22 protein-coding genes and 1 riboswitch are annotated in these 24,738 nt (G+C 68.0%); of the genes, 13 read left to right on the forward strand and 9 right to left on the reverse strand.

The window, feature by feature from the left end; all coding sequences use genetic code 11:
* Nucleotides 1-74 precede the first annotated feature (74 nt).
* The gene (locus AC5QAH_RS19355) at nucleotides 75-2,714 is read right to left on the reverse strand and encodes a TonB-dependent receptor plug domain-containing protein (protein ID WP_043398822.1); all 2,640 of its coding nucleotides are present in this window, start codon (nucleotides 2,712-2,714) and stop codon (nucleotides 75-77) included.
* A 191-nt stretch (nucleotides 2,715-2,905) separates the two neighbouring features.
* On the opposite strand from AC5QAH_RS19355, the gene queD reads away from it, so the two are divergent.
* A complete protein-coding gene (queD, locus tag AC5QAH_RS19360) occupies nucleotides 2,906-3,268 on the forward strand; it encodes a 6-carboxytetrahydropterin synthase QueD (protein WP_010484089.1) in 363 nt (120 codons plus the stop codon).
* 116 nt (nucleotides 3,269-3,384) lie between these two features.
* Nucleotides 3,385-3,732, forward strand: coding sequence for a phasin family protein (locus tag AC5QAH_RS19365; RefSeq protein ID WP_495232517.1), 348 nt, complete (start codon nucleotides 3,385-3,387; stop codon nucleotides 3,730-3,732).
* 356 nt (nucleotides 3,733-4,088) lie between these two features.
* Here AC5QAH_RS19365 and asnB read toward each other — a convergent pair whose 3' ends face one another.
* On the reverse strand, nucleotides 4,089-5,990 hold the full coding sequence (gene asnB / locus AC5QAH_RS19370) for an asparagine synthase (glutamine-hydrolyzing) (protein WP_495232518.1): 1,902 nt from the start codon (nucleotides 5,988-5,990) through the stop codon (nucleotides 4,089-4,091).
* Between the two features lie 349 nt (nucleotides 5,991-6,339).
* On the opposite strand from asnB, the gene AC5QAH_RS19375 reads away from it, so the two are divergent.
* On the forward strand, nucleotides 6,340-7,029 hold the full coding sequence (locus tag AC5QAH_RS19375; RefSeq protein WP_010484092.1) for a winged helix-turn-helix domain-containing protein: 690 nt from the start codon (nucleotides 6,340-6,342) through the stop codon (nucleotides 7,027-7,029).
* Nucleotides 7,026-8,372: an ATP-binding protein gene (locus AC5QAH_RS19380; protein WP_049480787.1), complete on the forward strand. Its 1,347-nt coding sequence runs from the start codon at nucleotides 7,026-7,028 to the stop codon at nucleotides 8,370-8,372. The genes AC5QAH_RS19375 and AC5QAH_RS19380 overlap by 4 nt, the downstream gene beginning before the upstream one ends.
* Here AC5QAH_RS19380 and AC5QAH_RS19385 read toward each other — a convergent pair.
* Both AC5QAH_RS19385 and AC5QAH_RS19390 read right to left on the reverse strand, forming a co-directional pair.
* Nucleotides 8,369-9,838 carry a sensor histidine kinase gene (locus tag AC5QAH_RS19385; protein WP_019338004.1) on the reverse strand — a complete coding sequence of 490 codons (1,470 nt, stop codon included), beginning with the start codon at nucleotides 9,836-9,838 and terminating at the stop codon, nucleotides 8,369-8,371. The genes AC5QAH_RS19380 and AC5QAH_RS19385 overlap by 4 nt on opposite strands.
* The gene (locus tag AC5QAH_RS19390; protein ID WP_014035866.1) at nucleotides 9,835-10,554 is read right to left on the reverse strand and encodes a response regulator transcription factor; all 720 of its coding nucleotides are present in this window, start codon (nucleotides 10,552-10,554) and stop codon (nucleotides 9,835-9,837) included. Before AC5QAH_RS19390 ends, AC5QAH_RS19385 begins: the two co-directional genes overlap by 4 nt.
* 144 nt (nucleotides 10,555-10,698) lie before the next feature.
* Here AC5QAH_RS19390 and msrB point away from each other — a divergent pair, with 144 nt between their 5' ends.
* From msrB to AC5QAH_RS19410, 4 genes are all read left to right on the forward strand, one after another.
* A complete protein-coding gene (gene msrB / locus AC5QAH_RS19395) occupies nucleotides 10,699-11,271 on the forward strand; it encodes a peptide-methionine (R)-S-oxide reductase MsrB (RefSeq protein ID WP_043398832.1) in 573 nt (190 codons plus the stop codon).
* 2 nt (nucleotides 11,272-11,273) lie between these two features.
* Nucleotides 11,274-13,043, forward strand: a complete 1,770-nt coding sequence (locus tag AC5QAH_RS19400; protein WP_495232519.1) for a cytochrome c biogenesis protein DipZ — start codon at nucleotides 11,274-11,276, stop codon at nucleotides 13,041-13,043.
* Nucleotides 13,044-13,057: 14 nt separating this feature from the next.
* Nucleotides 13,058-13,795 carry a peptide-methionine (S)-S-oxide reductase MsrA gene (gene msrA, locus AC5QAH_RS19405; RefSeq protein WP_010484097.1) on the forward strand — a complete coding sequence of 246 codons (738 nt, stop codon included), beginning with the start codon at nucleotides 13,058-13,060 and terminating at the stop codon, nucleotides 13,793-13,795.
* A 244-nt stretch (nucleotides 13,796-14,039) separates the two neighbouring features.
* A complete protein-coding gene (locus AC5QAH_RS19410; RefSeq protein WP_053442477.1) occupies nucleotides 14,040-15,485 on the forward strand; it encodes an aminotransferase-like domain-containing protein in 1,446 nt (481 codons plus the stop codon).
* Between the two features lie 111 nt (nucleotides 15,486-15,596).
* On the opposite strand, the gene bioD is transcribed toward AC5QAH_RS19410, so the two are convergent.
* Nucleotides 15,597-16,283, reverse strand: a complete 687-nt coding sequence (gene bioD, locus AC5QAH_RS19415) for a dethiobiotin synthase (RefSeq protein WP_053442476.1) — start codon at nucleotides 16,281-16,283, stop codon at nucleotides 15,597-15,599.
* 68 nt (nucleotides 16,284-16,351) lie between these two features.
* Here bioD and AC5QAH_RS19420 point away from each other — a divergent pair, with 68 nt between their 5' ends.
* Complete coding sequence (locus AC5QAH_RS19420; protein ID WP_004140850.1) at nucleotides 16,352-16,834, forward strand: GAF domain-containing protein; 483 nt, start codon at nucleotides 16,352-16,354, stop codon at nucleotides 16,832-16,834.
* Nucleotides 16,831-17,193, forward strand: coding sequence for a TfoX/Sxy family protein (locus tag AC5QAH_RS19425; protein ID WP_049453288.1), 363 nt, complete (start codon nucleotides 16,831-16,833; stop codon nucleotides 17,191-17,193). Before AC5QAH_RS19420 ends, AC5QAH_RS19425 begins: the two co-directional genes overlap by 4 nt.
* An 89-nt stretch (nucleotides 17,194-17,282) precedes the next feature.
* Here AC5QAH_RS19425 and AC5QAH_RS19430 read toward each other — a convergent pair whose 3' ends face one another.
* The gene (locus AC5QAH_RS19430) at nucleotides 17,283-17,861 is read right to left on the reverse strand and encodes a histidine phosphatase family protein (protein ID WP_010484101.1); all 579 of its coding nucleotides are present in this window, start codon (nucleotides 17,859-17,861) and stop codon (nucleotides 17,283-17,285) included.
* 142 nt (nucleotides 17,862-18,003) lie between these two features.
* Nucleotides 18,004-18,226, forward strand: a riboswitch (cobalamin riboswitch).
* A gap of 115 nt (nucleotides 18,227-18,341) precedes the next feature.
* Here AC5QAH_RS19430 and btuB point away from each other — a divergent pair.
* Nucleotides 18,342-20,186, forward strand: coding sequence for a TonB-dependent vitamin B12 receptor (btuB, locus tag AC5QAH_RS19435; protein WP_071306635.1), 1,845 nt, complete (start codon nucleotides 18,342-18,344; stop codon nucleotides 20,184-20,186).
* A 90-nt stretch (nucleotides 20,187-20,276) separates the two neighbouring features.
* On the opposite strand, the gene gph is transcribed toward btuB, so the two are convergent.
* From gph to AC5QAH_RS19450, 3 genes are all read right to left on the reverse strand, one after another.
* Nucleotides 20,277-20,945, reverse strand: a complete 669-nt coding sequence (gene gph / locus AC5QAH_RS19440) for a phosphoglycolate phosphatase (protein ID WP_262102785.1) — start codon at nucleotides 20,943-20,945, stop codon at nucleotides 20,277-20,279.
* Nucleotides 20,946-21,009: 64 nt separating this feature from the next.
* Nucleotides 21,010-21,801, reverse strand: a complete 792-nt coding sequence (locus AC5QAH_RS19445) for a class I SAM-dependent methyltransferase (protein ID WP_019338001.1) — start codon at nucleotides 21,799-21,801, stop codon at nucleotides 21,010-21,012.
* Nucleotides 21,798-22,727 carry a LysR family transcriptional regulator gene (locus AC5QAH_RS19450; RefSeq protein ID WP_043398850.1) on the reverse strand — a complete coding sequence of 310 codons (930 nt, stop codon included), beginning with the start codon at nucleotides 22,725-22,727 and terminating at the stop codon, nucleotides 21,798-21,800. Before AC5QAH_RS19450 ends, AC5QAH_RS19445 begins: the two co-directional genes overlap by 4 nt.
* Before the next feature lie 108 nt (nucleotides 22,728-22,835).
* Between AC5QAH_RS19450 and AC5QAH_RS19455 the strand changes: the two genes are divergently transcribed.
* Together AC5QAH_RS19455 and AC5QAH_RS19460 are read left to right on the forward strand one after the other, a co-directional pair.
* Nucleotides 22,836-23,474, forward strand: coding sequence for an NAD(P)-dependent oxidoreductase (locus AC5QAH_RS19455; RefSeq protein ID WP_043398852.1), 639 nt, complete (start codon nucleotides 22,836-22,838; stop codon nucleotides 23,472-23,474).
* 91 nt (nucleotides 23,475-23,565) lie between these two features.
* The gene (locus tag AC5QAH_RS19460) at nucleotides 23,566-24,477 is read left to right on the forward strand and encodes an MBL fold metallo-hydrolase (RefSeq protein WP_010484107.1); all 912 of its coding nucleotides are present in this window, start codon (nucleotides 23,566-23,568) and stop codon (nucleotides 24,475-24,477) included.
* The last annotated feature ends 261 nt before the right edge of the window (nucleotides 24,478-24,738 follow it).

Genomic DNA, 24,738 nt, shown 5'->3' on the forward strand with positions numbered 1-24,738 from the left:
GGTGACTCCCCTGGAACACAACGGCAGACAGTCGCGCGGCCGGTCCCTTCAGGTGACCGGCCGCGGCGGATGGATCAGAAGCGGTAATCGAAGCCCAGCGTGAAGTAGCGGCCACGCAGGTCGTACTGGCTGAAGTCGTACGGCGCGCGGATGCCCGGGAACGAGGCGTCGTACGGCGGCGTCTTGTCGGCCAGGTTCTGGACTTTTGCGTACACGGTCAGCTTGTCGATGCCGGTGTAGGCCAGGTACAGGTCGTACTGGCTGTAGCTGCCGACGCGCTGCTGCACGGCCTTGGCGGCGGTGCTGGCTTCCTGGCGGTAGCTGCTGGTGTAGTACCAGGTCACGGCGGCGTTGAAATCACCGTACTTCCAGTCCAGCGTGGTGGTGGCCTTGTCCTTGGGCAGGGTCGCGCCCAGGTTGCTGCCGGCGTAATCCACCAGCGGGCCGCCGACCACGGTCGGGCGGCGGTAGTCGCGCACGTGGGTGTAGGCCGAGGACACGGTGAAGTCACCCAGTGCTGCGGTCGGGATGCGCTGGCGCAGCTCGACGTCGATGCCCGAGGTCTTCAGCTCGCTCAGGTTCTGGTAGCGGTTGTAGACCGCCTGCAGCTTGCCGCGTTCATCGCGCTGCACCGCGCCGGCCACGTTGTCGTTGACCAGGGTCTGGGTGTTGTTGGTGCCGACCAGGTTGTCCAGCTGGATGCGGTAGTAGTCCACGCTCAGGTTGGTGTTGGTCCACGGCGACAGCACCACGCCGAAGTTCACGCTCCTGGTGCGCTCGGGCTTCAGTTCGTTGTTGCCAACGGTGAAGAAGGTCGGGTTCTGCCGCGAGCCCGGCACGTCAGGATCACGCGGGTCGACCACGCTGCCGTAGGCGATGCTGGTGCTGTTGGAGTTCTCCGACAGCGACGGCGCACGGAAGCCCTTCGAGGCCGATGCACGTACCAGCAGGAAGTCCAGCGGCTGCCAGCGCAGGCCGATCTTCGGCGAGAAGGCATCGCCGAAATCATCGTAATGGTCGGCACGCGCGGCGGCGGACAGCTCCAGCGTCGAGGCCAGCGGCACGTTCACTTCGGCATAGGCCGCACTGACCTGGCGCTTGCCGTGCACTTCGGCGATGGCCGGGCGCACCTGCAGACCGGCATCGATCTGCCATGGGTTGTTGGAATCAAGCTTCTCGCGGCGCCACTCGGCACCGGCAGCGAAGCCGATCTCGCCGGCCCAGGTGTGGCCCAGGCTGCCGGAAATCTTCGCATCGATGCCCTGCAGCTTGGATTCGGCCGGACGCAGCGTGGCGATGTTGATCGAGTCGCGCACCGACTGCGGCGTCGCCGCCGGGTTGAGCAGGTTGTAGCTGCCCGTGGCCAGCGCATCGGCCAGCGCCCAGCGGTTGGCGAAGCCGCCGGACACGCTCTCGCGTTCGCTGCTGCGCGCACCGAATGCAGCCACTTCCCAGTCCCAGTTGGCGGTGGTACCGCGCAGGCCGAACACGCCGCGATAGGCCGTGGATCGGTTGGTCTTGATGGTGCCGCCAAGGTCGAAGAACGTGTACTCGATCGGGATCGCACGGCCGTACGGGTTGTACGGATTGTTGGCCGGCAGCAGCGACGACACCGGCTCGGCCAGGCCGCTGTTGGCGTTCAGTGCGAAGCGGCCGCTCTCCAGGGTGAAGAACGGGCTGCTGCCGAACCACGCGGCGCTCTTGATCTGGCTGTACAGCACTTCGCCGAAGGCCTCGACGTTGTCGTTCAGGCGGAAGGTGCCGTTGGCATAGGCCTGGTAACGCTTGGTCGAGGGGATCAGCGTGGTGAACGGCGCCTGGTTGAAGCCGCAGGTGTCACCGGACAGGCCATCAATCGGCGCGCTGGCAACGCGGGTGGTGCCGGCCGGGCAGTTGCCGTTGGCGTCGAGCATCGGTACCGACACGCCGTTGACCAGGTAGCGCGCACCCTTGGCCGACCAGCCGTTCCAGCGGCCACCCGGCTTGTCGGTGTAGATGCCGCTCCTGGTCAGGTTGCGTTCGTCCTGGTCCAGGCGCTCACGGTTGTACCCCTGCAGGCTGAAGAGGATGTTGTAGCCATCGGTGTCGAGATCACCCAGGCCGCCGACGAACTTCAGGTTCTGCTCGTGCAGGCCGCCCTGGTCGGCACCGCCGAAGCTGCCGCCGATCTCGGCGCCTTCGAAGTTCTGCCGGGTGATGATGTTGACCACGCCGGCCACGGCATCGGAGCCGTACACCGCCGAGGCGCCGTCCTTGAGCACTTCGATGCGCTCGACGGCCACCAGCGGCAGCGCGTTGAGATCGACGAAGGTGTCGGACAGGCCACCGGCCGGGAAGCCGTAGTTGGCCAGGCGGCGGCCGTTGAGCAGCACCAGCGTGTTCTTCTGCGACAGGCCGCGCAGGCCGATGCCGGCCGAGCCCGAGGCCCAACCGTTGTTGGTGGTTTCGTTGCTGGCGTTGCCGGTGTTGGCCGAGATCGAACGCAGCACATCGGCCACGGTGGCCTTGCCGGTCTGTTCCAGCTGCTGGCGGCCGATTACCTGCACCGGGTTGGAGGCCTCGGTGTCGGTACGCTTGATGTTGGAACCGGTGACGCGAACGGCGGCCAGGGTGCTGGCTTCGCCACTGGCATCGGCGGAGGTTTCGGCGGCGGCAGGCAAAGGCGCGGCCAGAGCGACGGCCAGGGCCGCCACGAGCAGGGTGTGCTTGGGCATGACGATGTGGGGAGGTGGTAAGGACGACGAAGTTCCGCAGTAGTCCATGCCTGGCCGGGGTCCGGCCAATAACATCTCTTCATACGGATATAAGAGAAACTATCATCTCTTCATCCGGATGGAAAGAGTTGCTTCACGAAAGGCCAACATCCGCTCAGGATGGCCGGCCACCTGCGGCGTACAATCGCGCCATGGAAATCTTCAAAGTCTTCATGCTCGAGGCGGCGCACCGCCTCCCCAACGTGCCGCCGGGGCACAAGTGCGCGCGCCTGCACGGCCACTCGTTCCGGGTGGAACTGAAGGTCGAGGGCGAGCCGGGTGCGCAGACCGGCTGGATCATGGACTTCGGCGACGTGAAGGCGGCCTTCCAGCCGATCTACGACCGCCTGGACCATCACTACCTCAATGACATCCCCGGCCTGGAGAATCCGACCAGCGAGAACCTGGCGGTGTGGATCTGGAACGAGCTCAAGCCCAGCCTGCCAGCGCTGAGCGAGATCACCGTGCACGAAACCTGCACGTCGGGCTGCCGCTACCGCGGCCCCGAGATCTGATCAACCCATTGATCTGAAAGGTTTTTCAAAGGCGCCTTGGGCGCCTTTGTTATTTTTGTTGCAATGCGGCATCAAGGGCGTATGCTGCAATGCATCAAGCCACTTCCTGATGCCCCATGGCCGCCGCCTTCAGCGATCGCTTCAGTGATGCCACCCGCCAGCTCGCCGCCGCGGCAACGCGCGCGAACCGGTTGGCGTTGGAGAACGCGGAAAGCATGTTCGGCGTGCAGCTGAAGGTGATGGAGCGCAACCTGACCGCGACCAGCGGTTGGCTGGGCGAACTGGCCCGCAGTGAAGACGCGGCCGGTACGCTCTCCAAGGGCGCGCAACTGTGGCAGGACAACCTGCAGCGGCTGGGTCAGGCCCAGCAGGACATCGTCGGGCTCGGCCTGCAGGCCAGCAAGGCCTGGTCCGAACTGGCACAGGGCTACAACGAATCAACGGCGGACGCGAACAACCACTGACGCGACGCAACGCTCATTGCGTGGGTCCCTCCCCCCACGCAATCCGGACCCGGCAGATCCCTCCCTCTGCCGGGTCTTTTTTTGCCCGTTGTCTGGATTGAAGAGCGCTTCCTCGTCTCACTTCTCTGCGAGCTGATGGGCCCCGTCGGGGGCAGGTAAAGCGCAGCGCTCGTGGCCGCCTTTCAACGAGGCGCCGACGAACTCCGAACGCAGGGCGGAGGCCCTTGCGTACGAAGTAAAGGGGGAGGTGACGGCCAACGGCCGGCGCCGGAGGACATTCGTACGCAAGGGTCTCCGCCCTGCGCCACGCAGAACGAATCCGCCACACGCCACGCAGAACACACCGCAAAGGAACCTCAGCGCCCGCGACCACCGTGCCAGTGCTGGTGCCACGCCTGGAACATCAGCACGTTCCACAGGTGCGTGTGCCACTTGCGCTCGCCGCGCAGGAACGCTTCCCAGATACCGCGCACGCGCGCCGCATCGAAGCAGCCCTGGTTGCGCAGCAGCTGCGGATCCAGCAGCGCCTCCGCCCAATCGCGCAGCGGGCCTGCCAACCAACGTGCCATCGGCGGACCGAAACCGCGCTTGGGGCGGTACACCAGCGGCTCGGGCAGGTAGCGTGCCAGCAGGTGCTTGAGAATCCGCTTGTGCTCGCCGTCGTGGTACTTCAGATGCTGCGGCAGGCGCCAGGCCAAGCGCACCACCTCCATGTCCAGCAGCGGCGCACGCGTTTCAACGCCCGCTGCCATGCCGGCACGATCAACCTTGGCGAGGATGCCTTCGGCCAGGTCCATGCGGAAATCCAGCAGCTGGATGCGCGCCTCGGCCGGCAGCGCCGTGTCCTGCTGCTGGAAGATTGTCAGCGGCTCGCGGGCGCCCAGCACCACCTGCGCCGGCTGGCGCCAGCGGGTGACGCGCTGCAGGTAATGCCCTTCTACATCGTTGGCAGCGACCTCGGCCACCAGCGCACGCCAACCGCCGAGGCGGCCACGCTCCACGTTCATGCGGTTGCCGCTGCGCCGTGCCAGGTCGCGCACCCAGTCCGGCAGGCCACCGCACAGGCGTGCATTGCGCAGCGCGCGGCCATAGCTCGGGTGACCGAAGAACAGCTCATCGCCGCCGTCACCGGTCAGCGCCACCGGCTTGCGCGCACCCAGCAGTTCACTGGCCAGCAGGGTCGGCAGCTGCGAGGCATCAGCGAACGGCTCGCACCAGACCTGCGGCAGCCGCTGCAGCAGGTCCAGGCCCTGCCGCGCATCCATCCGGTGCAGATGATGCTGCACGCCCAGATGGCGCGCGACCTGCGAGGCCCAATCGCTTTCGTCATGGCCGGGATCGTCGAAACCGACCGTCCACGCCTCGATCGGCAAGGTCGATTGGGCCTGCATCATCGCGGTCACCAGCGACGAGTCGGTGCCGCCGGACAGGAACGCGCCACACGCCAATGGCGAATGCATGCGTGCGGCAATGGCCTTCTGCAGTACGGCTTCCAGCTGGTCGGTGGCCTGTTCCAGGCTCGGCGTTGGCTGCAGGGGCTCCTGCAGCGCACGCTGCATCGCATCGCGTGCACACCAGTAGCGCGTCCCCCCTTCCGTCGCCTGGCTGGAACCGCCGGCAGCGTGGTCATCCAGATCGACGCGCAGCACCGCGCCGGCCACCAGCTTGTGGATGCCCCGGTAGATGGTGTGCGGCGCCGGCACATAGTCGTGGCGCAGCAGCAGGCTCAGCGCATCCTGGTCGATGCTCGGCGCGAAGCCGGCGAAGGCCTGCAGCGCCTTCATTTCCGAGGCGAACAGGAACTGGCCCTGGAACCAGCCGTAGTACAGCGGCCGCTCACCAACCGGATCACGCGCCAGCCACAACGCGCGCGACTCACGGTCCCATACGCTGAAACCGAAGGCGCCTTCGACACGCGACAGCGCGCGCACCACGCCCCATTCAACGATCGCCTGCAGCAGCAGCCGGGCATCACTGCAGCTGCGCGGCAGATCGCGCAGCTGCGCCTGCAGGTCGCCACGGTTGTACAGCCGGCCGTCCAGGCACAGCACGTAACGGCCGCAGTCCGAGCTCAGCGGCTGCAACGGCGTATCGGTGGGTGCCCGGCAGTGGCCCAGCGCGAGGCCGGCCTCGGCGTCGGTCCAGTAGCCGATGCGGCCCCGGCCGCGCTGCTGCAGGGCGCGCAGCATCGGCGCCAGCTGCTGCAGCAGCTGTTCGTCCTCGGCGGGGGGCAGCCAGGCGCCGACCACGCCGCTCATCGGGCACCTCCGCAGCGGCAGCGGCGGGACGGGTTCAGCAGGCAGGGGGCGGCGGGCGACATGGGAACGGCACGCGGAGCGGAGGAGACTCCATGCTCGGCGCCGCACCTGCCCCGCGTCAGTCGCTTTGCTGTCAGCGATGGTCACCAGACGTATCACGAAGGTAACGTTTTGTAACGGCAACACGCTATGCTGGACGCCAAGTTGTTGCCAGGCCTGAGGCCCGGCCCGCGCGCCAGCAACCCCGGCTGAATGGCGCCCGCCCCCTGGACCCGGGTGGCCCGAAGGCTGGGATAGCATCGCCGCGCTCGTGCCGTGGCGGTACGTATGCCCCACGGAGGCCTTGAAAATGCTGGATATCGTACTGGTCGAAGACGATGCCCGCCTGGGTACGATGGTCAGCGACTATCTGCAGCGGCATGGCTACCAGGTGGCCCATGAGCGCAGTGGTGAGCGCGCGGTGGCCCGGATCCTGGCCGAGAAGCCGGCCCTGGTCCTGCTCGATGTCGGCCTGCCCGACCAGGATGGTTTCGAAGTGTGTCGGCAGATCCGGCCCCACTATGACGGCATCATCTGTGTGCTGACCGCCCGCACCGACAACATCGACCAGGTGCTGGGACTGGAGCTGGGGGCCGACGATTACATCGGCAAACCCATCGAACCGCGGGTGCTGCTGGCCCGCCTGCGTGCGCACCTGCGCCGCCATCGCCGGGTCGAACCGCGCGACGGCAGCCTGCGCTTTGGCGAGCTGAACATCGACCCCTCCACCCGCAATGTGCACCTGCAGGGCGGCCTGTTGGAGCTGACCACGGCCGAGTTCGACCTGCTGTTCCTGCTGGCCAGCAACGCCGGCCAGATCCTGGACCGCGATGCACTGCTGCGCGGCCTGCGTGGCATCGCCTTTGATGGCCTGGACCGTTCGATCGATGCACGCATCTCGCGCCTGCGCCGCAAGCTGGGCGACAACCCTGAACAACCGGAGCGGATCAAGACCGTGCGTGGACGCGGCTACCTGTTCAGCCGCTCGGCATGGGGATGAAGCGCACGCCTTCGGCGATGCGCGGCCACGCCTTCCACTTCCTGCGCTACGGCATCGGCTTCCTGGTCGCCCACCTGCTGCTGATCGTGCTGGGCCTGTGGGCCTGGGATGCACTGCTGGAAGACCGCACCGAAGCCAGCCTGCTGGCCGAGATGCGTGGCACCCATGCGCTGCTGCAGCAACGCTTCGCGGAAACACCGCGCGAGCAATGGCCGGCGCTGGCACGCGGGCTCGACGCCGACTTCGCCTATGCCCTGCGGATGGTGCCGCTGGCCGAGGCGGAAAAAGAGCTGTCGGCCAGCCAGCGACCGCCGCTCAACAACGGCCGGGTGCAGATCGACCTCGAACACATGCGCAGCCTGCAGCGGATCGGTGACAGCGACTATGCCGTGATGCTCGGGCCACTGGACGAAGCACTGCCCGATGAGGGGTGGCAGGACAGCGAAGTGTCCGGCGTGGCGATCCTGCTGCTGATCCTGATGGTGGCCGTGGCGCTGCCGATGTACGTGATGGTCTACCGCCTGTGGCGCGACGTCTCGCAGCTGGCCCAGGCCGCCCGGCAGATGCGCGACGGCCAGCTGGACACGCGCGCGCCACGCGCCGGCACCGCGCTGGTGCGGCCGCTGGCCAATGCCTTCAATCACATGGCCGAGCAGCTGCAGCAGCTGCTGGAAAGCCAGCGCGTGCTGGCCCAGGCGGTGGCACACGAGGTCCGCACGCCGCTGGCACGGATGCGCTTCGGCCTGGCCGACCTGGAGGACACTGCGCTGGACGAGATACAGCGCGACGCGCTGGGCGGCCTGCGCACCGATGTCGATCGGCTGCAGCACCTCACCGACGCCGGCGTCGAGTACGCCGCACTCGGTCGCTGTCACCAGCTGACCCGCCAGCGCCTGCAGTTGGCGGCACTGGTGCGCGGCGTGGTGGCCCAGTTCGCGCCGCTGCCGATGCCCGTGCAGCAGGCGCTGTCGCCGGCAGGGCTGGTCAACGTCAACCGGCACATGCTGGAACTGGCGTTGCGCAACCTGCTCGGCAATGCCCTGCGCTACGCGCGGCGGCAGATCCGCATCGCCAGCACCGTCAACGATGGCTGGCTGTGCCTGCAGGTGGAGGACGACGGCCCCGGCATCGCGCCCGAACTGCGCGGCCAGGTGCTGCAACCCTATGTGCGGCTGGATCCGGGCAGCCCCGGTTTCGGCCTCGGCCTGGCGCTGGTGCAGGTGGTGGCCGACAAGCATGGCGGCCACGTTGAAGTGATCGACTCCGAACTGGGCGGTGCCTGTATCCGCCTGCACCTGCCACTGGAAAGCGGCGGTGCCGTGGAGGGCGAGACGACCTGCTAGACCGCCGGTTCCGCGCGCGGCAAGGCAAACACAAACAGCGCACCCCGCTCGCTGTCGCGCAGTTCGATCCGGCGCCCATGCAGCTGCACGATGCGCTGCACGATCAGCAGGCCGAGGCCACCGTTGTCACCGCGTCGTGCGCCCAGCGCGGCCGGCGCCTGGAACAGCTGCGCACGCAGCGCGGGGGCTACGCCGGGGCCGTCGTCGGCAACACTCACCTCCACGCTGTCCGGCGTCGCGCGCAGGCACACCTCGATCCGGCCACCCTCCGGCGCATGCCGCAACGCGTTGTCGAGCAGGTTGGTCAGCACCCGCTCGACCAGGCCCAGATCGGCACGCACCAGCGGCAGGCCCGGCGGGAACCCGGCGTGCAGGCGCTGGTTGCGCGCCTGCGCGGCCAGCTCGAACTTCTGCAGTACGTCCTGCAGCAGTTCCGGCAGCGCGAACACTTCCCACTCCAGGCGCACTTCGCCATGTTCCAGCCGCGCCAGCTCGAACAGTGCACGCGCAAGCCGACCTACCTTGGCACTCTGCGCCAGCGCGATACCGAGGTAGCGGCGGCGCTCATCCGGCGACAGCGTGGCGTCCTTCAATGCCAGCGTTTCCAGATAGCCGTGCAGTGACGACAACGGCGTACGCAGGTCATGGGAGATGTTGGCGACCAGCTCGCGGCGCTGCAGGTCCTGCTGGCGCAGCTGCTGCCATTGCTCTCCCAGCCGCTGCGCCATCTGTGCGTGCGCGTGTTCGAGGATCACCAGTTCGTCGCGCTCGCCGGGGCGCAGCGGCTCCGGCGGCGGCAATGGCGTGGGTGCGTCGATGTCGAACGCCTGGATGCGCCGGGTCAGCCGTCGCAGCGGGCGGGTCACCCAGTAGAACGCCACCAGCCCGGCCAGCAGGCCCAGGCTGCCGACCAGCACCACCGACCACCAGGTGGTGTTCCACTGGCTGCCGGCGGCAAGATCGTCGGCCAGCATCTGCCGGTGCTCGCCGACCAGCACCACGTACACATAGCCGGCCTGCCGGCCCTGCACGATCAGCGGTGCTGCACTGAACACCTTGCGCCCATCCGCACTGCGCGGGTCATCGCCCAGGATCGGCAACGGCGCACCGGCCAGCAGGCGGCGCAGTGGCGCCACGTCCACCCGGTTGCGCACCAGGTGCCCACTGGGCGCATCGTGGCCGAGGATGCGGCCCTGGTCGTCCAGCAGGTAGACCTCGACGCTGGGGTTGACCGCCATCAACTGGCCGAACAGCGCGCGCACCGCGGCGTCGCGCATGCCGCTGGTATCCATCAGCTCGCTGCGCTGGGCGATGTGCTCGGCCAGGCCCAGCGACAGCCGCTGCACCACCTCCTGCTCGTGGCGGGTGTTGGCACGCATCTGCAGTGCCAGCAGCGCCATGCAGCACATCAGCATCAGCGCGGCGATCACCGCTGCCAGCTTCTGCCACAGGTTCGGCTTGATCATGCCGCCGCCCCGGCCGGGTCGACCAGCTTGTAGCCGCGCCCCCACACCGTCAGCAGCCGCCGCGGATTGGCCGGATCGGGCTCGATCTTGCTGCGCAGTCGGTTGATGTGGGTATTGACCGTGTGTTCGTAGCCATCGTGCTGGTAGCCCCAGACCTGGTTGAGCAGTTCCATGCGTGCGAACACCTGGTCTGGATGGCGGGCGAAGAACAGCAGCAGGTCGAACTCGCGCGGGGTCAGCTCCAGCGCGTTGCCGTCCACCGAGGCGGTGCGTGCAACCGGGTCCAGCTGCAGCCCACCCAGCTCGATCGCGCCGGCATCGATGCGTGCGCTCTGCGCCATCGCCTCGGCGCGGCGCAGCAATGCGCGCACCCGTGCCACCAGTTCCGGCATCGAGAAGGGCTTGGCCAGGTAGTCGTCCGCGCCCAGTTCCAGGCCAACGATGCGCTGCGTTTCGCTGCCGCGCGCGCTGATGATGATGATCGGCACATAGCGCGCCATCGCGCGTGCACGCTGGCAGACCTGCAGGCCGTCCACGCCGGGCAGCATCACGTCCAGCACCAGCGCATCCCACGGACCATCCTGCTCAAGCAGGCGCAGGCCGGCATCGCCACTGGCGGCATGGGCGACGTCGTAACCCTCATCGCCCAGATGCATGCGCAGCAGGTCGGCGATGTGGGCATCGTCTTCAACGATCAGCACGCGTTTGGTCGACATCGGCAGCTCGGGGCCAGTGGGGAGGCTGGCTGCATTGTGGCGCGGGACGGCCGCCGATACCTCACGAAAAATTGAATCCTGCGTGAGGATTCGTTGACCCGGGCGGGCGCAGCATGGCCCCGTCGCCCCTTCCCGGAGTACGCCATGTCCCTGTCCCGCCGCCATCTGCTGGGCCTGGGCGGTGTTGCCACCGCCGCCGGCCTGTTCGGCCTGGGGGCCTGCAGCCGCGCCGCCCCGGCGGCCGCCGAAGCGCGCCCGTCGCGACAGTTCGAGGTCATGCACAGCGATGCACAGTGGCGCCAGCAGCTGACCCCGGCGCAGTACGCCGTACTGCGCCAGCAGGCCACCGAGCGCCCCTACAGCAGCCCGCTCAACAAGGAACACCGCCAGGGCACCTTCGCCTGCGCCGGTTGTGCGCTGCCGCTGTTCTCCTCGTCCACCAAGTTCGAGAGCGGTACCGGCTGGCCCAGCTTCTGGGCGCCGCTGCACAACGCCATCGGCGAAGACCGGGACGTCACCTTCGGGATGCTGCGGGTGGAGGTGCACTGCCGCCGCTGTGGCGGCCACCTCGGCCATGTGTTCAACGATGGTCCGCGCCCGACCGGGCTGCGCTACTGCATGAACGGTGCGGCGATGGTGTTCGTTCCCGGCGCCACGGATGGCACCGCCGATGGCTGGCGGGTGCCGGTCGGTTCTTCCCCTGCTTCCGGAGCCTGACGATGCTGCTGTTGCTGCTTGCCTACCTCGGGGGCGCGCTGACCCTGCTCAGCCCCTGCATCCTGCCGGTGCTGCCGTTCGTGTTCGCGCGTGCCGACCGCCCGTTCCTGCGCAGCACGCTGCCGTTGCTGCTGGGCATGGCACTGACCTTCACCGTGGTCGCCAGCCTCGCCGCCGTGGGCAGCCAATGGGTGGCGCAGGCCAACCAGGTTGGACGCTGGATCGCCCTGCTGCTGATGGCGTTGTTCGCAGTCGCCCTGCTGTGGCCACGACTGGCCGACCATCTGCTGGCACCGTTCCAGCGGGTGGGCGCACGGCTGAGCGCGCGCGCCGATGCGGCCGATGCCGCCGGGCGTGGCGGCGCATGGACCTCGCTGCTGATCGGCATCGCCACTGGCCTGCTGTGGGCACCGTGCGCCGGGCCGATCCTCGGCCTGGTGCTGACCGGCGCCGCCCTGCACGGTGCCAGCGTCGGCACCAGCACCCTGCTGCTGGCGTATGCGCTGGGCGCGATCACCGCGCTGGCACTGGCGGTGTGGGTGGGCGGCCGCGTGTTCCGTGCACTGCAGGCGCGGCTTGGCCTCGGCGACGCACTGCGCAAGGTGCTGGGCGTAGCCGCGCTGCTGGCAGTGGTAGCGATTGGTCTGGGCTGGGATACCGGCCTGCTCACCCGTCTTTCGACGGTCAGCACCGCACGCATCGAGCAGGGCCTGCTGGATGCGGTACCCGGCGCGCAGCCGGCGGCACCGCCGATGATGATGATGGCCGGTGCCAACGCCGCAGCCGATGCACCGCTGCCGGTGGAAGGCACCCTGCCCGCGCTGGACGGCGCCACCGGCTGGCTCAACAGCCCACCGCTGGCGACCCAGCAGCTGCGCGGCAAGGTGGTACTGGTCGATTTCTGGACGTACTCCTGCATCAACTGCCTGCGCGCGATGCCGTTCGTGCACGAATGGGAACGCCGCTACCGTGACCACGGCCTGGTGGTGGTCGGCGTGCACACGCCGGAGTTCGCCTTCGAACGTGACCCGCGCAATGTGATGAAGGCCGTGCAGCAACTCAAGGTCGAGTACCCGGTAGCGCTCGACAACCAGTACACGATCTGGCGTGCGTTCAACAACCGCTACTGGCCGGCGCAGTACTTCGTCGACGCGCAGGGCAACATCCGCGGCCACCAGTTCGGCGAAGGCAACTATGCGCGCTCGGAACAGATGATCCGTCGCCTGCTGACCGAAGCCGGACAGACGAATCTGCCACCACCGGCCGATCCCGCTGCCGCCGACCTGAAGGGCGTGGCCGCGCAGGCCGACATGGGCAATCTGCGCTCACCGGAAACCTATCTGGGCCACGCCCGCGCCGAGCAGTTCGCCTCGCCCGGCGGGCAGCGCAACGATGCGGCATTCGACTACACCTTGCCGGCCACCCTGGCGTTGAACCAGTGGGGACTGTCGGGGCGCTGGACCGTCACCGACGAGGCTGCGCAGTTGCAGCAGGCCGGTGGCCGCATCGCCTTCCAGTTCCATGCGCGCGACCTGCACCTGGTGCTGGCGCCGACCCAGGAAGGAAAGCCGGTGCGCTTCCGCGTGTTGTTGGACGGCAAGCCACTGCCTGCCGTCGATGCCGGCAGCGATGTCGGTGCCGATGGCAGCGGTGTGGTCAACGAGCACCGTCTGTACCAGCTGGTGCGCCAACGCGGCACGGTCGGCCCGCACCGCTTCGAGATCGAGTTCCTCGACGCGGGCGTGCAGGCCTATGCCTTCACCTTCGGTTGAACCGGGAGGACACGATGAAACTCTCCTTTGAACAGGGCATCGCCGCCGGTGTTGCAGGTCTGGTGGCCACGGCATTGATCGCCGGTGTGCTACTCGTTGACCACGGCGCCATCGCGGCACCGCTCGAAGCCAGCGCGCAGACCCAGGCGCTACCGGCACCCACGGGCGACGCCGCGTTCCGCGATGACGCCCCCCACGCCAGCGTGGTGTTCGCCGGTGGTTGCTTCTGGGGCGTGCAGGGTGTGTTCCAGCACGTCAAAGGCGTGAGCAATGCGGTGTCCGGCTACATCGGTGGCAGCGGCGCCGATGCACGCTACGAGCGCGTCAGTAGCGGACGTACCGGTCACGCAGAAGCGGTGAAAATCGACTACGACCCGCGCCAGGTCAGCTACGGGCAGCTGATGCAGGTGTTCTTCTCGGTAGTGCACGACCCGACCCAGCTCAACCGCCAGGGGCCGGACCACGGCAGCCAGTACCGATCGGCGATTTTCACTGACGACGCACGCCAGCAGGCTGCCAGCCGCGCCTACATTGCCCAGCTCGGCCAGACCGGCAGCTACCGTGCGCCGATCGTCACCCAGCTGGTCAGCGGCCAGCACTTCTACCCGGCCGAGAGCTACCACCAGAACTACATGACGAACTACCCGCAGGCGGCCTACATCCGCTACTACGACGCACCGAAGCTGGCCGCGCTGGGCAAGCAGTTCCCGGCGTTGTACCGGCGCGATGCGGCGCTGGTGCCGATGCGCTGACGGCATTTCCCCTAGGGCTGATCGATGCTCGGCGCTGCTCTTCTGTAGAGCCGAGCCCATGCTCGGCTGCCGTTGGCGGAGGTACAGCCGAGCATGGGCTCGGCTCTACACACAAAAAAAAAGACGCACGGCCATCCAGCCGTGCGCTTGGGAAGTATCGGCCGCGCCCCGATCAAGCCCGGCCGACAACGACATGCTAGTCTCGCCATCATCATGGGTACAGCACCAGATGGCGGGAAATTCGATGGATACAGATGACCAGAGCGCGATGATCCCACCCCGCTACCAACGGCTGTCCGACGAACTGGCCGAGGCCATCCACGGCGGCCGGCTTCCAGTAGGCAGCCGCCTGCCCTCGCTGCGACAGATGGCCCTGCAGCGCAGGCTCAGCCTGAACACGGTTATTGCCGCCTATCGCCAGCTGGAGGACGCCGGCCTGGTGATTCCGCGGCCCAAGGCCGGTTTCGAGGTGGCGCCGCGACTGTCGGTGCCGGAGCGTTCGCTGCGCGATACCCCGTCCGCGCCCACTGCACCACTGCAGCAGGTACTGATGGCCCGCGTGCTGGAAGCACAGCGCCGCCCGGGCGTGATCGACCTGGCCTTCGCCGGCCCGCGCGGTCGCCAGTTCTACCCCGGCGCGCAGTTGGCCAGGCACACCGCGCAGGTACTGCGCCATGGCCAGCAGACGGTGGAGACCTACGCGCGCCCGAATGGTTCGCCGCGGCTGCTGGCGCAGATCGTGCGCCGTGGTCCGCGCATGGGCCTGCACACCCACGCCGAGCGCCTGCTGCTGACCCACGGTGCAATGGAAGCGCTGCAGCTGGCGTTGCGTGCAGTCACCCAGCCAGGTGATGCGGTGGGCATCGAGGCGCCGTCCTACTTCAACCTCTACCCGTTGTTGGCCAACCTGGGCCTGCAGGCCATCGAACTGCCCACACACCCGCAGCACGGGCTCGACGTGGATGCGCTGGATGCGCTGCTCGAGCACACGCCGCTGGCCGCACTGGTGGTGATGCCGACCGTGCACAACCCGCTGGGCTGCACCATGCCGACAGTGGCCAAGCAACGCCTGGCAGAACTGGTCAACGCGCGCCAGCTGCCACTGATCGAAGATGCGGTGTATGCCGAGCTGCAGTTCTGCGAACCGCCGGCACCCTTGCTGAAGGCCTTTGATCGCGACGGCTGGGTGATGGTGGTCGGTGGTTTCTCCAAGACGCTGGCGCCGGATTACCGCATCGGCTGGCTGGATGGCGGCCGCTTCGCCGAGCGCATCGCGCTGCTGAAATTCCAGTCCACCGGTGGCGAGCCGCAGCTGCTTGGCGACGCGGTGGCGGCCTATCTGGAAGCGGGCAGCTACGAGCACCACCTGCATCGCATGCGTCGTCTGTATCGCGAACAGGTGGGGCGGCTGCGCCAGCTGGTGGCCGAACATTTCCCGCCCGGTACCCGCGCCACCGAACCACAGGGCGGATTCCTGCTGTGGCTGGAACTGCCGGGCGTGGATACGCGCGAGCTGTTCGAGCGTGCACTGCAGGAGGATATCGCGTTCATGCCCGGCCAGGTGTATTCGCGCGGCGCGCGCTACCGGCATTGCCTGCGGCTGTCGTGCTGCCAGACGCTGGATGCGCGCTTCATCGGCGCGGTGGAGCGGCTGGGTGCGATTGCGCGGGAGCTGGCGCGGGCTGATTGATAGGTAGAGTCGACTGCTCTTCACCGGATGCCCGAAAATCCCGCGCTGCGCGCGCGAGTCGACTGACAGTCGACTCTACCCTCTCCGGCATCGATTTCGCGTTTCAGCAATTCAGGCGTCGAGCAGGTGCGCGCTCAGCGCTTCGCCGTCCGCCCCCGGAAGATGCGGCAGCCGCCCCCAGCACGGCATCGGCAGGCGCTGCCGCAGCGTGGCGAAGTTTTCATCCTGCCGCTGCATCGCCGGGTCGATGTGGTTGCCGATCCAGCCCAGGCACTCCACGCCGCTGGCCTGCAGCGACTGCGCGGTCAATCGCGCGTGGTTGACGCAGCCCAGCCGCATGCCCACCACCAGCAGCACCGGCAACTTCAGCGCGCGCACCAGGTCGAGCTGATCCAGCGTGGCCGAGACCGGCGCCAGCCAACCGCCCACGCCCTCCACCACGACGATATCGGCCTTCGCGCGCAGGCGTTCGAACGCGGCCACGATCGGCGCCAGCGCCACCTGCACGCCGTCCTCGGCAGCGGCCAGCTCCGGTGCCAGCGGCTGCCGCAGCGCATAGGGATTCAGGTCGGCATAGTCCGGCACCGGCCAGCTGGCCTCCTGCAGCGCCAGCGCGTCCTCGTTGCGCAGGCCCTGCCCCAGATCCTCGCTGCCGCTGGCCACGGGCTTCATGCCCACCGCGCGCAGGCCACGCTGGCGCAGTGCATGCAGCAGCGCGGTGCTGGCCGCGGTCTTGCCGATTTCGGTGTCGGTGCCGGTAACGAACAGGGCGGGCGGCAGCGTAGCGGGCAACGGCATCGATGGGCTCCAACAGGGCAACAGTGCGTGCATTATCGCCGGCCCGGTGCACTTGCTAGACTGCAGGCATGTTCGCCAATGCCTCGCTCACCGGCAGCAAGCCGGAACAATACGCCCAGCTGCTGGAACAGGCCCGTGGCCTGGTCTACGCCGAGTCCGACCGCATCGCCAACGCGGCCAACCTCTCCGCACTGGTCTATCACGCCCTGCCCGACCTGAACTGGGTGGGCTTCTACCTGTACGACGGCAAGGAGCTGGTGGTCGGCCCGTTCCAGGGCCTGCCGGCCTGCGTGCGCATTCCGCTGGACAAGGGCGTGTGCGGTGCCGCCGCCAGCCAGCGCGTGACCCAGCGCGTGGACGACGTCGATGCCTTCCCAGGCCACATCGCCTGCGATTCGGCCTCGCGTTCGGAGCTGGTGGTGCCGCTGCTGCGCGGTGATGAACTGATCGGCGTGTTCGATATCGACAGCCCGAAGGTCGGCCGCTTCGATGCCGACGACCAGGCCGGCCTGGAAGCCATCGCCCGCGTGTTCGTAGAGGCGCTGGGATGAGCGCACCGAAGCTGCGCAACATCGGCCCGAAAAGTGCGGCGTGGCTGCGCCAGGTCGGCCTGCGCAGCCGCGAAGACCTGGTTGCGATCGGTGCCGTGGGCGCCTTCGTCAAGGTCAAGCGCGCGGGCTTCAAGCCCAGCCTGAACCTGCTGTATTCCCTGGAAGGCGCGTTGCTGGACTGCCACTGGCAGGAACTGAGCGAGCCGCAGCGCGATGCGCTGGTGCAGGACTATGAAGCGCGCATCGCCGCGCATCCGCTGAAGGCAGCCGGCCCGGCGTCGGGCCCGGTACATGAGCAGCGCTTCGATGCCGACGATGACGCTGAAGACAGCGTTGCCGAGGGCGCGGACGAGGATTGAGCCGCGCCCTTCTGTAGCGCCGAGCCCACGCTCGGCTGGCTGTTCTGATCGAAGTGCAGCCGAGCATGGCTCGGCTCTACAAGAGCAGATCAGGGCTGCTGCAGCTCCAGCAGTTCGCCCACCAGCCCGACCTCACCGCGTTCCAGCCACACCCGCAGGCGCGTGCCGTGGTCGATGCGCAGGGCCCAGCACAACGACATTGGCAGGCCGCAGACCTGCGACAGCACCATGCGCAGCGGGCCACCATGGCTGACCACCAGCGTCGGCACCGGATCGTCCTCATCGAGCAGGCGATCGAGCGCGCGCGCGATGCGCCGTTCAAAGTGGCCCCAGCTTTCGCCGTTGGGCGGCGGGAATGCATGCGGATCGGCGTGGAAGGCCGCCAGTGCATCCTCCGGCAGGTCGAACAGCGACTGCCCGTCCCAATCGCCGAAATCCAGCTCTTCCCATTCCTCGTCCGCTTCCACGTCCAGCCCACGCGGGGTGGCCAGGGCCATCGCCGTGTGCAGCGAGCGCAGCCGTGGCGAACTGATCACCCGCTCCCAGGGCTGCGCGGCGTAGGCGTCGACCAGTTCCTGCGGCAGGCGGGCCAGCTGCGGCGGATCGTTGCGGCCATCGAGGAACTCATCGCGACCGTTGCCGGCATGGCGGACCAGGTCGAGGATCATGCGCGCGTCCTGTACAGGCGACGCGGGAACAGCGGAAAACAGGCGGACATCGGCAACGGCACCACGGGATCAAGGGGCCATTCTAAAGGCACGGCAAAGGCAGTCGAGCACGCGCGGCGCTACGGGCCGCCTGCGATGCCGTAGACTGCGCGCACTTCCAGGTGACCTGCGGCCGTGGCCGGCAGGTTGAAACGGGAAGCCGGTGACGCGTGATTCCACGCCAGGCCGGCGCTGCCCCCGCAACGGTAAGCACGTCAGTTCCAGGCAACACCGCCACTGTGCCGCAGGCATGGGAAGGCGCCTGGACGGTGGCCCCAGGCCACCCGGCGGCAAGCCCGGAGACCGGCCCGGAAGCCTCAGGTCGCGATGCGGTGGGCATGGCGCTGGATGACCGCAGCCTGCGCTGCGGCGTCGGCGCATGCCTGCCTTCGCGGCTCCTCCCCTTCGCCACGCGGGCGTGCGTGGCACCTGGAGTCCCCCATGAAGCTGCAGTCCCGAATGCTGTCCCTGGCCGTGCTGGCCACCCTGCCCGCGCTGGCCCAGGCCGCCGATGACACCACTGCGCTCGACCAGATCCTGGTCACCGCCACCCGCACCCCGATCGCGCTGCAGGACAGTATCGCGCCGGCGCAGGTGATCGACCGCGCGCAGATCGAATCCAGCCAGGCCACCTCGCTGCAGGAGCTGCTGCGCGGCCGCGCCGGCATCAACCTGACCAATGCCGGCGGCCTCGGCAAGCAGAGCTCGCTGTTCCTGCGCGGCACCAACTCGGGCCACACCGTGGTGCTGGTCGACGGCGTGCGCATCAACAGTGCCGACCTCGGCCTGGCCATGTACCAGGACCTGCCGCTGGCGCAGATCGAGCGCGTCGAAATCGTTCGCGGCCCGCAGTCCAGTCTGTACGGTGCCGACGCCATCGGTGGCGTGATCCAGATCTTCACCCGCCGCAACCAGGGCGATTTCGCTCCGCACTTCCAGCTCGGCGGCGGCAGCAACGGGCTGCGCGAAGCCAGCGGCGGCATTGGTGGCGGCACCGAGCGCGGCTGGTTCGGTGCCGACATCGCCTACCAGCATTCCGACGGCATCGATGCCTGCCGCGGTTCTTCCTCGGTGTTCACCGCGGGCTGCTTTGCCGACGAGCACGACCGCGACGGCTACCGCAACCTGTCCAAGAGCCTGCGCGGCGGTTACAGCTTCAACGACCAGTGGAACGTGGAAGGCAGCGCACTGCGCGCCGATGGCAAGAACCATTACGACGGCTACTACAACTACTCCGAGACCCGCCAGCAGGTGCTGGCCGGCAAGGTGCGCTACACCCCGTCGGAGCGCCTGGCGTTCACCGCCAACGTCGGCCGCAGCGACAATGAGTCCGACAACTTCGGCGCACCGGGGGTGTTTGGCAGCGCGCAGACCCATCGTGACAGCGCCTCGCTGCAGGGTGACTTCGGTGTGGCCGAGGGCCAGCTGCTGAGTGCCGGCGTGGACTGGAGCGAAGACAATCTGGACGGCAGCAGCGCCGGGTATCTCGTCGACAGCCGCCGCAACACCGGCGTGTTCGTGCAGTACCAGGGCCGCTTCGGCCGCCACCAACTGCAGGCCAGCGCCCGCAACGACGACAACCAGCAGTTCGGCAACCACGCCACCGGCAGCGTTGGCTGGGCGATGGAACTGGGCCACGGCCTGCGCGTCAACGCCAGCTACGGCACCGCGTTCAAGGCACCGACCTTCAGCGACCTGTACGACCCGTGGAGCGGCGTGCCGACGTTGAATCCGGAGAAGTCCAAGAGCGCCAACCTCGGCGTTTCGCAGCAGGGCCAGGGCTGGCACTGGGGCATGGATGTGTACGAAACCCGCATCGATGACCTGATCACCTACGATGCGTCCACGATGAAAATGCAGCAGGTGGAGAAGGCGCGCATCCGTGGTGCCGAGCTGACCGGTGGCGTGCTGCTGGCCGGCTTCGACATCAACGCGCAGCTGAGCTACACCGACCCGCGCAACCGCACCCACGGCAGTACCCAGTTTGACAACTGGCTGCCGCGCCGTGCACAGCAGACTGCGCGCCTGGACATTGACCGTCGCTTCGGCGATTTCCGCGCCGGCCTGACCGTACAGGGCGCGGGCAAGCGTTTTGACAATGCCAGCAACTCGGTGAAGGTTGGCGGTTACGGCACGCTGGACCTGCGCGCCGAGTACGCGCTGACGCCGGAGTGGTCGCTGCTGGCGCGTGCCGCCAACGTGTTCGACCGCAACTACGAGACCGTGGCGTGGTTCAACCAGCCCGGCCGTGAGTACCAGTTGAGCGTGCGTTACCAGCCGAAATGAGGAAACGCGCCGGGCATTCCCGGCGCTTTCTCTGTAGAGCCGAGCCCATGCTCGGCTCAGGCAGCAAAGCAGCCGAGCATGGGCTCGGCTCTACACCGGGACGCCGGCGGCCAACCCCGGCAATTCACGCAGATCGTCGATCACCGCCACCGCATGCGCGGTGACCATGTCCAGGCCGCGCGGGTAGCCGTAACGCACCAGCGCGATCGGCATGCCTGCCTCTTCGGCGGCGCGGTAGTCGGTCAACGAATCACCCACCATCAGGCAGGCGTCCACCGGCAGCCCGAAGTGCGCAGCGATGTGCCGCAGCGGTTCGCCACTGGGCTTGCGCTGCGGCAGCGAATCGCCGCCCAGTATCAGCGCGAACGCATCACCGATGCCCAGGTGCTGCAGCAGCGGTGGCACCAGCGCTTCGGGCTTGTTGGTGCAGATTGCCAGCGGCACGTTGCGTGCACGCAGTTGCGCCAGCGCTTCACCCACGCCATCGAACAGGCGCGGGCTACGCAGCAGGCATTCGCGGTAGTGCACCATGAACACCGGCATGACCTCGGCCAGGTCGACCTCACGACCCGCGGCATGCACGGCCTGTTCGACCAGGCGGCGCACACCGTCGCCGATCCAGCCCAGCACCGTGGCTTCCGGTACGCGTGCCACACCGATGTCCTCCAGCGTGCGGTTCAGCGCTTCGGCAATATCGGCAGCGCTGTCGACCAGCGTGCCATCGAGATCGAACACGACCAGCGGATACGGATACGACAAGGGACGGCACCTGCATGACGTGGGGCCGCCCATTGTACGCCGCTGGTTTTTGCACCGATCCGCCTCAGCCGATCCGGCGCGCGCGGGTAGCCAGGAACGTGGGCAGGTAACGGTCGATCAGGAAACGCGGCTGCGGCTGCCAGTCCTCCATGAAGCGATCGATGATGAAGCCGGCATCCAGCTGGCCACCGATCAGTTCGGTCAGGCTGTGGCCGAAGGTCAGTGCGTCGCCCCGTGCCAGCTTCGCCTCGCGCTCGGCCGGCGGCAGGTCTTCCAGGTCCGAATAGGGAATGGCATACTGCGGCCGGATCAGGCCCTGTGCATCCAGCTGCGGATCGCGCGCACCGACGAACAGCACCGGGTTGTAGAAGCTGGCCATCAGCATGCCATCGCGTGCCAGCACACGGCGGCATTCGGTCCACACCGGGCGCACGTCAGGCACGTACAGGTTCGAGATCGGGTGGAACACCACGTCGAAACTGTCGTTGGCGAACACGTGCAGATCCCGCATGTCACCCTGCACGGTGCGCAGCTGCAGGCCATCGCGCGCAGCGACCCTGCGGTCCTGTTCCAGCTGCCCGTCGGACAGGTCGAACACGGTGACGTCAGCGCCCGCAGCGGCCAGCACCGGTGCCTGCTGGCCACCGCCCGAGGCCAGGCACAGGATGCGACGGCCGCGCACATCACCCATCCAGTCCAGCGGCAGCGCGCGGGGCGTCAGGTGCACCTGCCAGCGGCCTTCGCGCGCGGCGGCAATCGTTGAACTTTCCACCGGGCGCGACCATTCGCGCACTTCGCTGGCCTGGCGGTCCCAGGCAGCACGGTTGTGGTCGATCAAGGCCTGTCCATGGTTCATGTGTTCTCCTTGCCCGGTGGGCGCCAATCCAGATCCTGGAAGGCCGGGCTGGCGAAACACTCGCCCAGGAAATCCAGGAATCGCCGCATGATAGCGGGCTGCTGGCGCCGTGACGCGTACACGGCATGAATGCCGAGTTCGTCCAGGCTGAATTCGGGCAGCAGTTCGATCAGCTCGCCACTGCGCAGCAGCGGCGCCACCTGGTAGGTCGGCAGCATGGCGATACCGGCACCGGCCCGCACCGCCTCCAGCAGCAGCGAGGCCTCGTTCGCGCTGATGTTGCCGCCCACCGCCACCGACAGCGAACGTCCATCGCGGTGCAGCTGCCACAGGCTTTTACCGACGTAATGGTGGGTCAGGCAGTTGTGCGCGGCCAGGTGCTCGGGGGCGGTCGGCGTGCCACGCACCTGCAGGTAGGACGGCGTCGCGCACAACACCGAGCGGCAGGTGGCCAGGCGCCGTGCGATCAGGCTGGGGTCGATCTGGCGCGCGATGCGCACGGCCAGGTCCACCCGCTCTTCCACCAGGTTCACCGTGCGGTCGACCAGCAGCAGCTCGATGCGTGCCGCCGGATGGCGCGCAACGAAGCCGGCCACGGCCCGTGCCAGGTGGCTCTGCCCGAACGACACGCTGGCGGTCACCCGCAGCGTGCCGTGCGGCTCGGGATCATCACTGGCCAGCTCGCCCTGCAGTTCTTCGCCGATCGCCAGCATCTGCCGGAAGCGCGCCAGCGCCGCCTCGCCGGGGCCGGTCAGGCTGATCCGGCGCGTGGTCCGGTGCAGCAGGCGCGCACCCAGCCACCCTTCAACCTCGGCCAGGTAGCGGGAGACCATCGCCCGCGACATGTCCAGCACCTCGGCGGCGGCGGTGAGGCTGCCGCGCTCGGCCACCTCGACGAACACGGTCATGGCGGTCAGTCGGTCCATATGCTCGATTCATGCAACAAACAAGCGCGTTATACGCTGTTTTTCGATCAACTGCAGCAGCCTAGAGTGGCCCCATTCCCCCCCCACACCGCCCCACGGAGTGCTGCCATGAAAATCGCCCTCGTTGGTTCCACCGGCAATATCGGCCGCCAGATCGCCCGCCACGCGCTGGCCCGCGGCCACGAACTCACTGTCATCGTGCGCAGCGCGCAGGACCTTCCGGCTGAACTGGCCGGTGCGCATCCTGTGGTCGCCTCGTTGGACGACCTGGATGCGCTGGTCGCCGCCATTGCCGGCCACGACGTGCTGGCCAGTGCCTACGGCCCGCGCCCCGGCGATGACATCGGCCGTGTGGGCGAGGTCGCCGCGCAGTTGGCCGCCGCCGCACGCAAGGCCGGCGTACCGCGCCTGGTGGTGGTCGGTGGTGCCGGCAGCCTGGAAGTCGCGCCCGGCGTGCAGCTGGTCGATACCCCCGACTTCCCGGAGGCCTACAAGCCGTACGCGCTGGCCCATCGCGAGGCGTTCAACCGCCTGCAGGCAGTGGACGACCTGGACTGGACCTTCTTCTCGCCGGCCGCAGAAATCGGCCCGGGCGAAGAGCGCGGCCAGTACCGCGTGCAGCCCAAGGCCTTCCTGGCCGATGCCAGCGGCCATAGCCGCATCAGCTACGCCGACTACGGTGCAGCGTTCGTCGCCGAGCTGGAAGCGCACCAGTACCCGAAGCAGATCATCACCGCAGCGTATTGATCCACGCACGTCCCATGTAGAGCCAAGCCCGCGCTCGGCTCTACGCGAACATGCAGCCGGGCATTGGCCCGGCTCTACACAAGGAATTCCCATGCGTACCGCTGCCCTGCTGCTTCCCCTCGCCCTGGCCGCCAGCTTCACCAGTGCGCCGCTGCTGGCCGCCCCGGCCACCACGGCGCCGACGGCGGCGACGAAATCCCAGCTGCACCTGCAGACCTTCCATCCCGGCCCGCAGGCGATGTTCTCGGTGTCCTCGGTACTGATCGAAGGCCGCCACGATGCGATCCTGGTCAATGCGCAGTTTGGCGCCAGCGACGCGCGCAAGCTGGTCGAGCTGATCCGCGCCAGCGGCAAGCAGCTGACCACGATCTACATCAGCCACGGCGATCCGGACTACTACTTCGGCCTGGCCACGCTGCAGGATGCGTTCCCGAAGGCGCGCATCGTCGCTACCGCGCAGACCGTTGCCCACATCCAGCAGACACAGGCCGGCAAGCTGGCCTACTGGGGCCCGAAGATGGGTGCCGACGTGCCGGCCCGCATCGTGGTGCCGCAGGTGCTGGATGGCGATGCCCTGCAACTGGAAGGCCAGCGCCTGCCGCTGATCGGCCTGGACGGACCGACCCCGGACCGCACGGTGCTGTGGGTGCCGTCGCTGCGTGCGATCGTCGGTGGCATTCCGGTGGTGGCCGGTGAGCACGTGTGGATGGCCGACACGCAGACGCCGAAGTCGCACACCGACTGGCTGCAGACCCTGCAGCGGTTGCAGGCGTTGAAGCCGAAAGTAGTGGTACCGGGGCATTACGCACCGGGTGCCGCACTGGATTCGAGTGCGCTGCGCTTCACCGCAGATTACATCCGCGCGTTCGATGCCGAGGCGGCCAAGGCCAAGGACAGTGCGGCACTGGTGAAAGCAATGCAGTCGCGCTACCCGAAGCTGGATGGCGTCGCATCGCTGGAGCTGAGTGCGAAGGTGGCCAAGGGCGAGATGCAGTGGCCGTGAGGTAGGAAGTTTTCTTTTGCAGGGCTGCGCCCTGCACCTGCTCAATGCAACGGCAACAGCCGAAGCAACAGCAAAAGCTGGTCTCCTGAGGGTTGGCGGGGTGGGTCCGGTTGCGGGGGGCGCTGCAAGTCCCCCTCCGGGGCCCGGCCCAGCCGCTGGCGGCTGTGCGTTCGGGCGCTTGCGAAGCAGTGCTTCGCAAGCAAAGCGCCCTCACCCATGTAAGCTCGGTCGCCGCATCCATGCGGCTCACGCCCCCGCAAC

This window comes from Stenotrophomonas sp. YJH_SMC_43, from assembly GCF_059372535.1.

Bases quoted from the DNA above. Each gene is read 5' to 3' on its own strand.
- AC5QAH_RS19355 (WP_043398822.1), bottom strand. From the start codon at position 2,714: ATGCCCAAGCACACCCTGCTCGTGGCGGCCCTGGCCGTCGCTCTGGCC.
- queD (WP_010484089.1), top strand. From the start codon at position 2,906: ATGGAAATCTTCAAAGTCTTCATGCTCGAGGCGGCGCACCGCCTCCCC.
- AC5QAH_RS19365 (WP_495232517.1), top strand. From the start codon at position 3,385: ATGGCCGCCGCCTTCAGCGATCGCTTCAGTGATGCCACCCGCCAGCTC.
- asnB (WP_495232518.1), bottom strand. From the start codon at position 5,990: ATGAGCGGCGTGGTCGGCGCCTGGCTGCCCCCCGCCGAGGACGAACAG.
- AC5QAH_RS19375 (WP_010484092.1), top strand. From the start codon at position 6,340: ATGCTGGATATCGTACTGGTCGAAGACGATGCCCGCCTGGGTACGATG.
- AC5QAH_RS19380 (WP_049480787.1), top strand. From the start codon at position 7,026: ATGAAGCGCACGCCTTCGGCGATGCGCGGCCACGCCTTCCACTTCCTG.
- AC5QAH_RS19385 (WP_019338004.1), bottom strand. From the start codon at position 9,838: ATGATCAAGCCGAACCTGTGGCAGAAGCTGGCAGCGGTGATCGCCGCG.
- AC5QAH_RS19390 (WP_014035866.1), bottom strand. From the start codon at position 10,554: ATGTCGACCAAACGCGTGCTGATCGTTGAAGACGATGCCCACATCGCC.
- msrB (WP_043398832.1), top strand. From the start codon at position 10,699: ATGTCCCTGTCCCGCCGCCATCTGCTGGGCCTGGGCGGTGTTGCCACC.
- AC5QAH_RS19400 (WP_495232519.1), top strand. From the start codon at position 11,274: ATGCTGCTGTTGCTGCTTGCCTACCTCGGGGGCGCGCTGACCCTGCTC.
- msrA (WP_010484097.1), top strand. From the start codon at position 13,058: ATGAAACTCTCCTTTGAACAGGGCATCGCCGCCGGTGTTGCAGGTCTG.
- AC5QAH_RS19410 (WP_053442477.1), top strand. From the start codon at position 14,040: ATGGATACAGATGACCAGAGCGCGATGATCCCACCCCGCTACCAACGG.
- bioD (WP_053442476.1), bottom strand. From the start codon at position 16,283: ATGCCGTTGCCCGCTACGCTGCCGCCCGCCCTGTTCGTTACCGGCACC.
- AC5QAH_RS19420 (WP_004140850.1), top strand. From the start codon at position 16,352: ATGTTCGCCAATGCCTCGCTCACCGGCAGCAAGCCGGAACAATACGCC.
- AC5QAH_RS19425 (WP_049453288.1), top strand. From the start codon at position 16,831: ATGAGCGCACCGAAGCTGCGCAACATCGGCCCGAAAAGTGCGGCGTGG.
- AC5QAH_RS19430 (WP_010484101.1), bottom strand. From the start codon at position 17,861: ATGATCCTCGACCTGGTCCGCCATGCCGGCAACGGTCGCGATGAGTTC.
- btuB (WP_071306635.1), top strand. From the start codon at position 18,342: ATGAAGCTGCAGTCCCGAATGCTGTCCCTGGCCGTGCTGGCCACCCTG.
- AC5QAH_RS19445 (WP_019338001.1), bottom strand. From the start codon at position 21,801: ATGAACCATGGACAGGCCTTGATCGACCACAACCGTGCTGCCTGGGAC.
- AC5QAH_RS19450 (WP_043398850.1), bottom strand. From the start codon at position 22,727: ATGGACCGACTGACCGCCATGACCGTGTTCGTCGAGGTGGCCGAGCGC.
- AC5QAH_RS19455 (WP_043398852.1), top strand. From the start codon at position 22,836: ATGAAAATCGCCCTCGTTGGTTCCACCGGCAATATCGGCCGCCAGATC.
- AC5QAH_RS19460 (WP_010484107.1), top strand. From the start codon at position 23,566: ATGCGTACCGCTGCCCTGCTGCTTCCCCTCGCCCTGGCCGCCAGCTTC.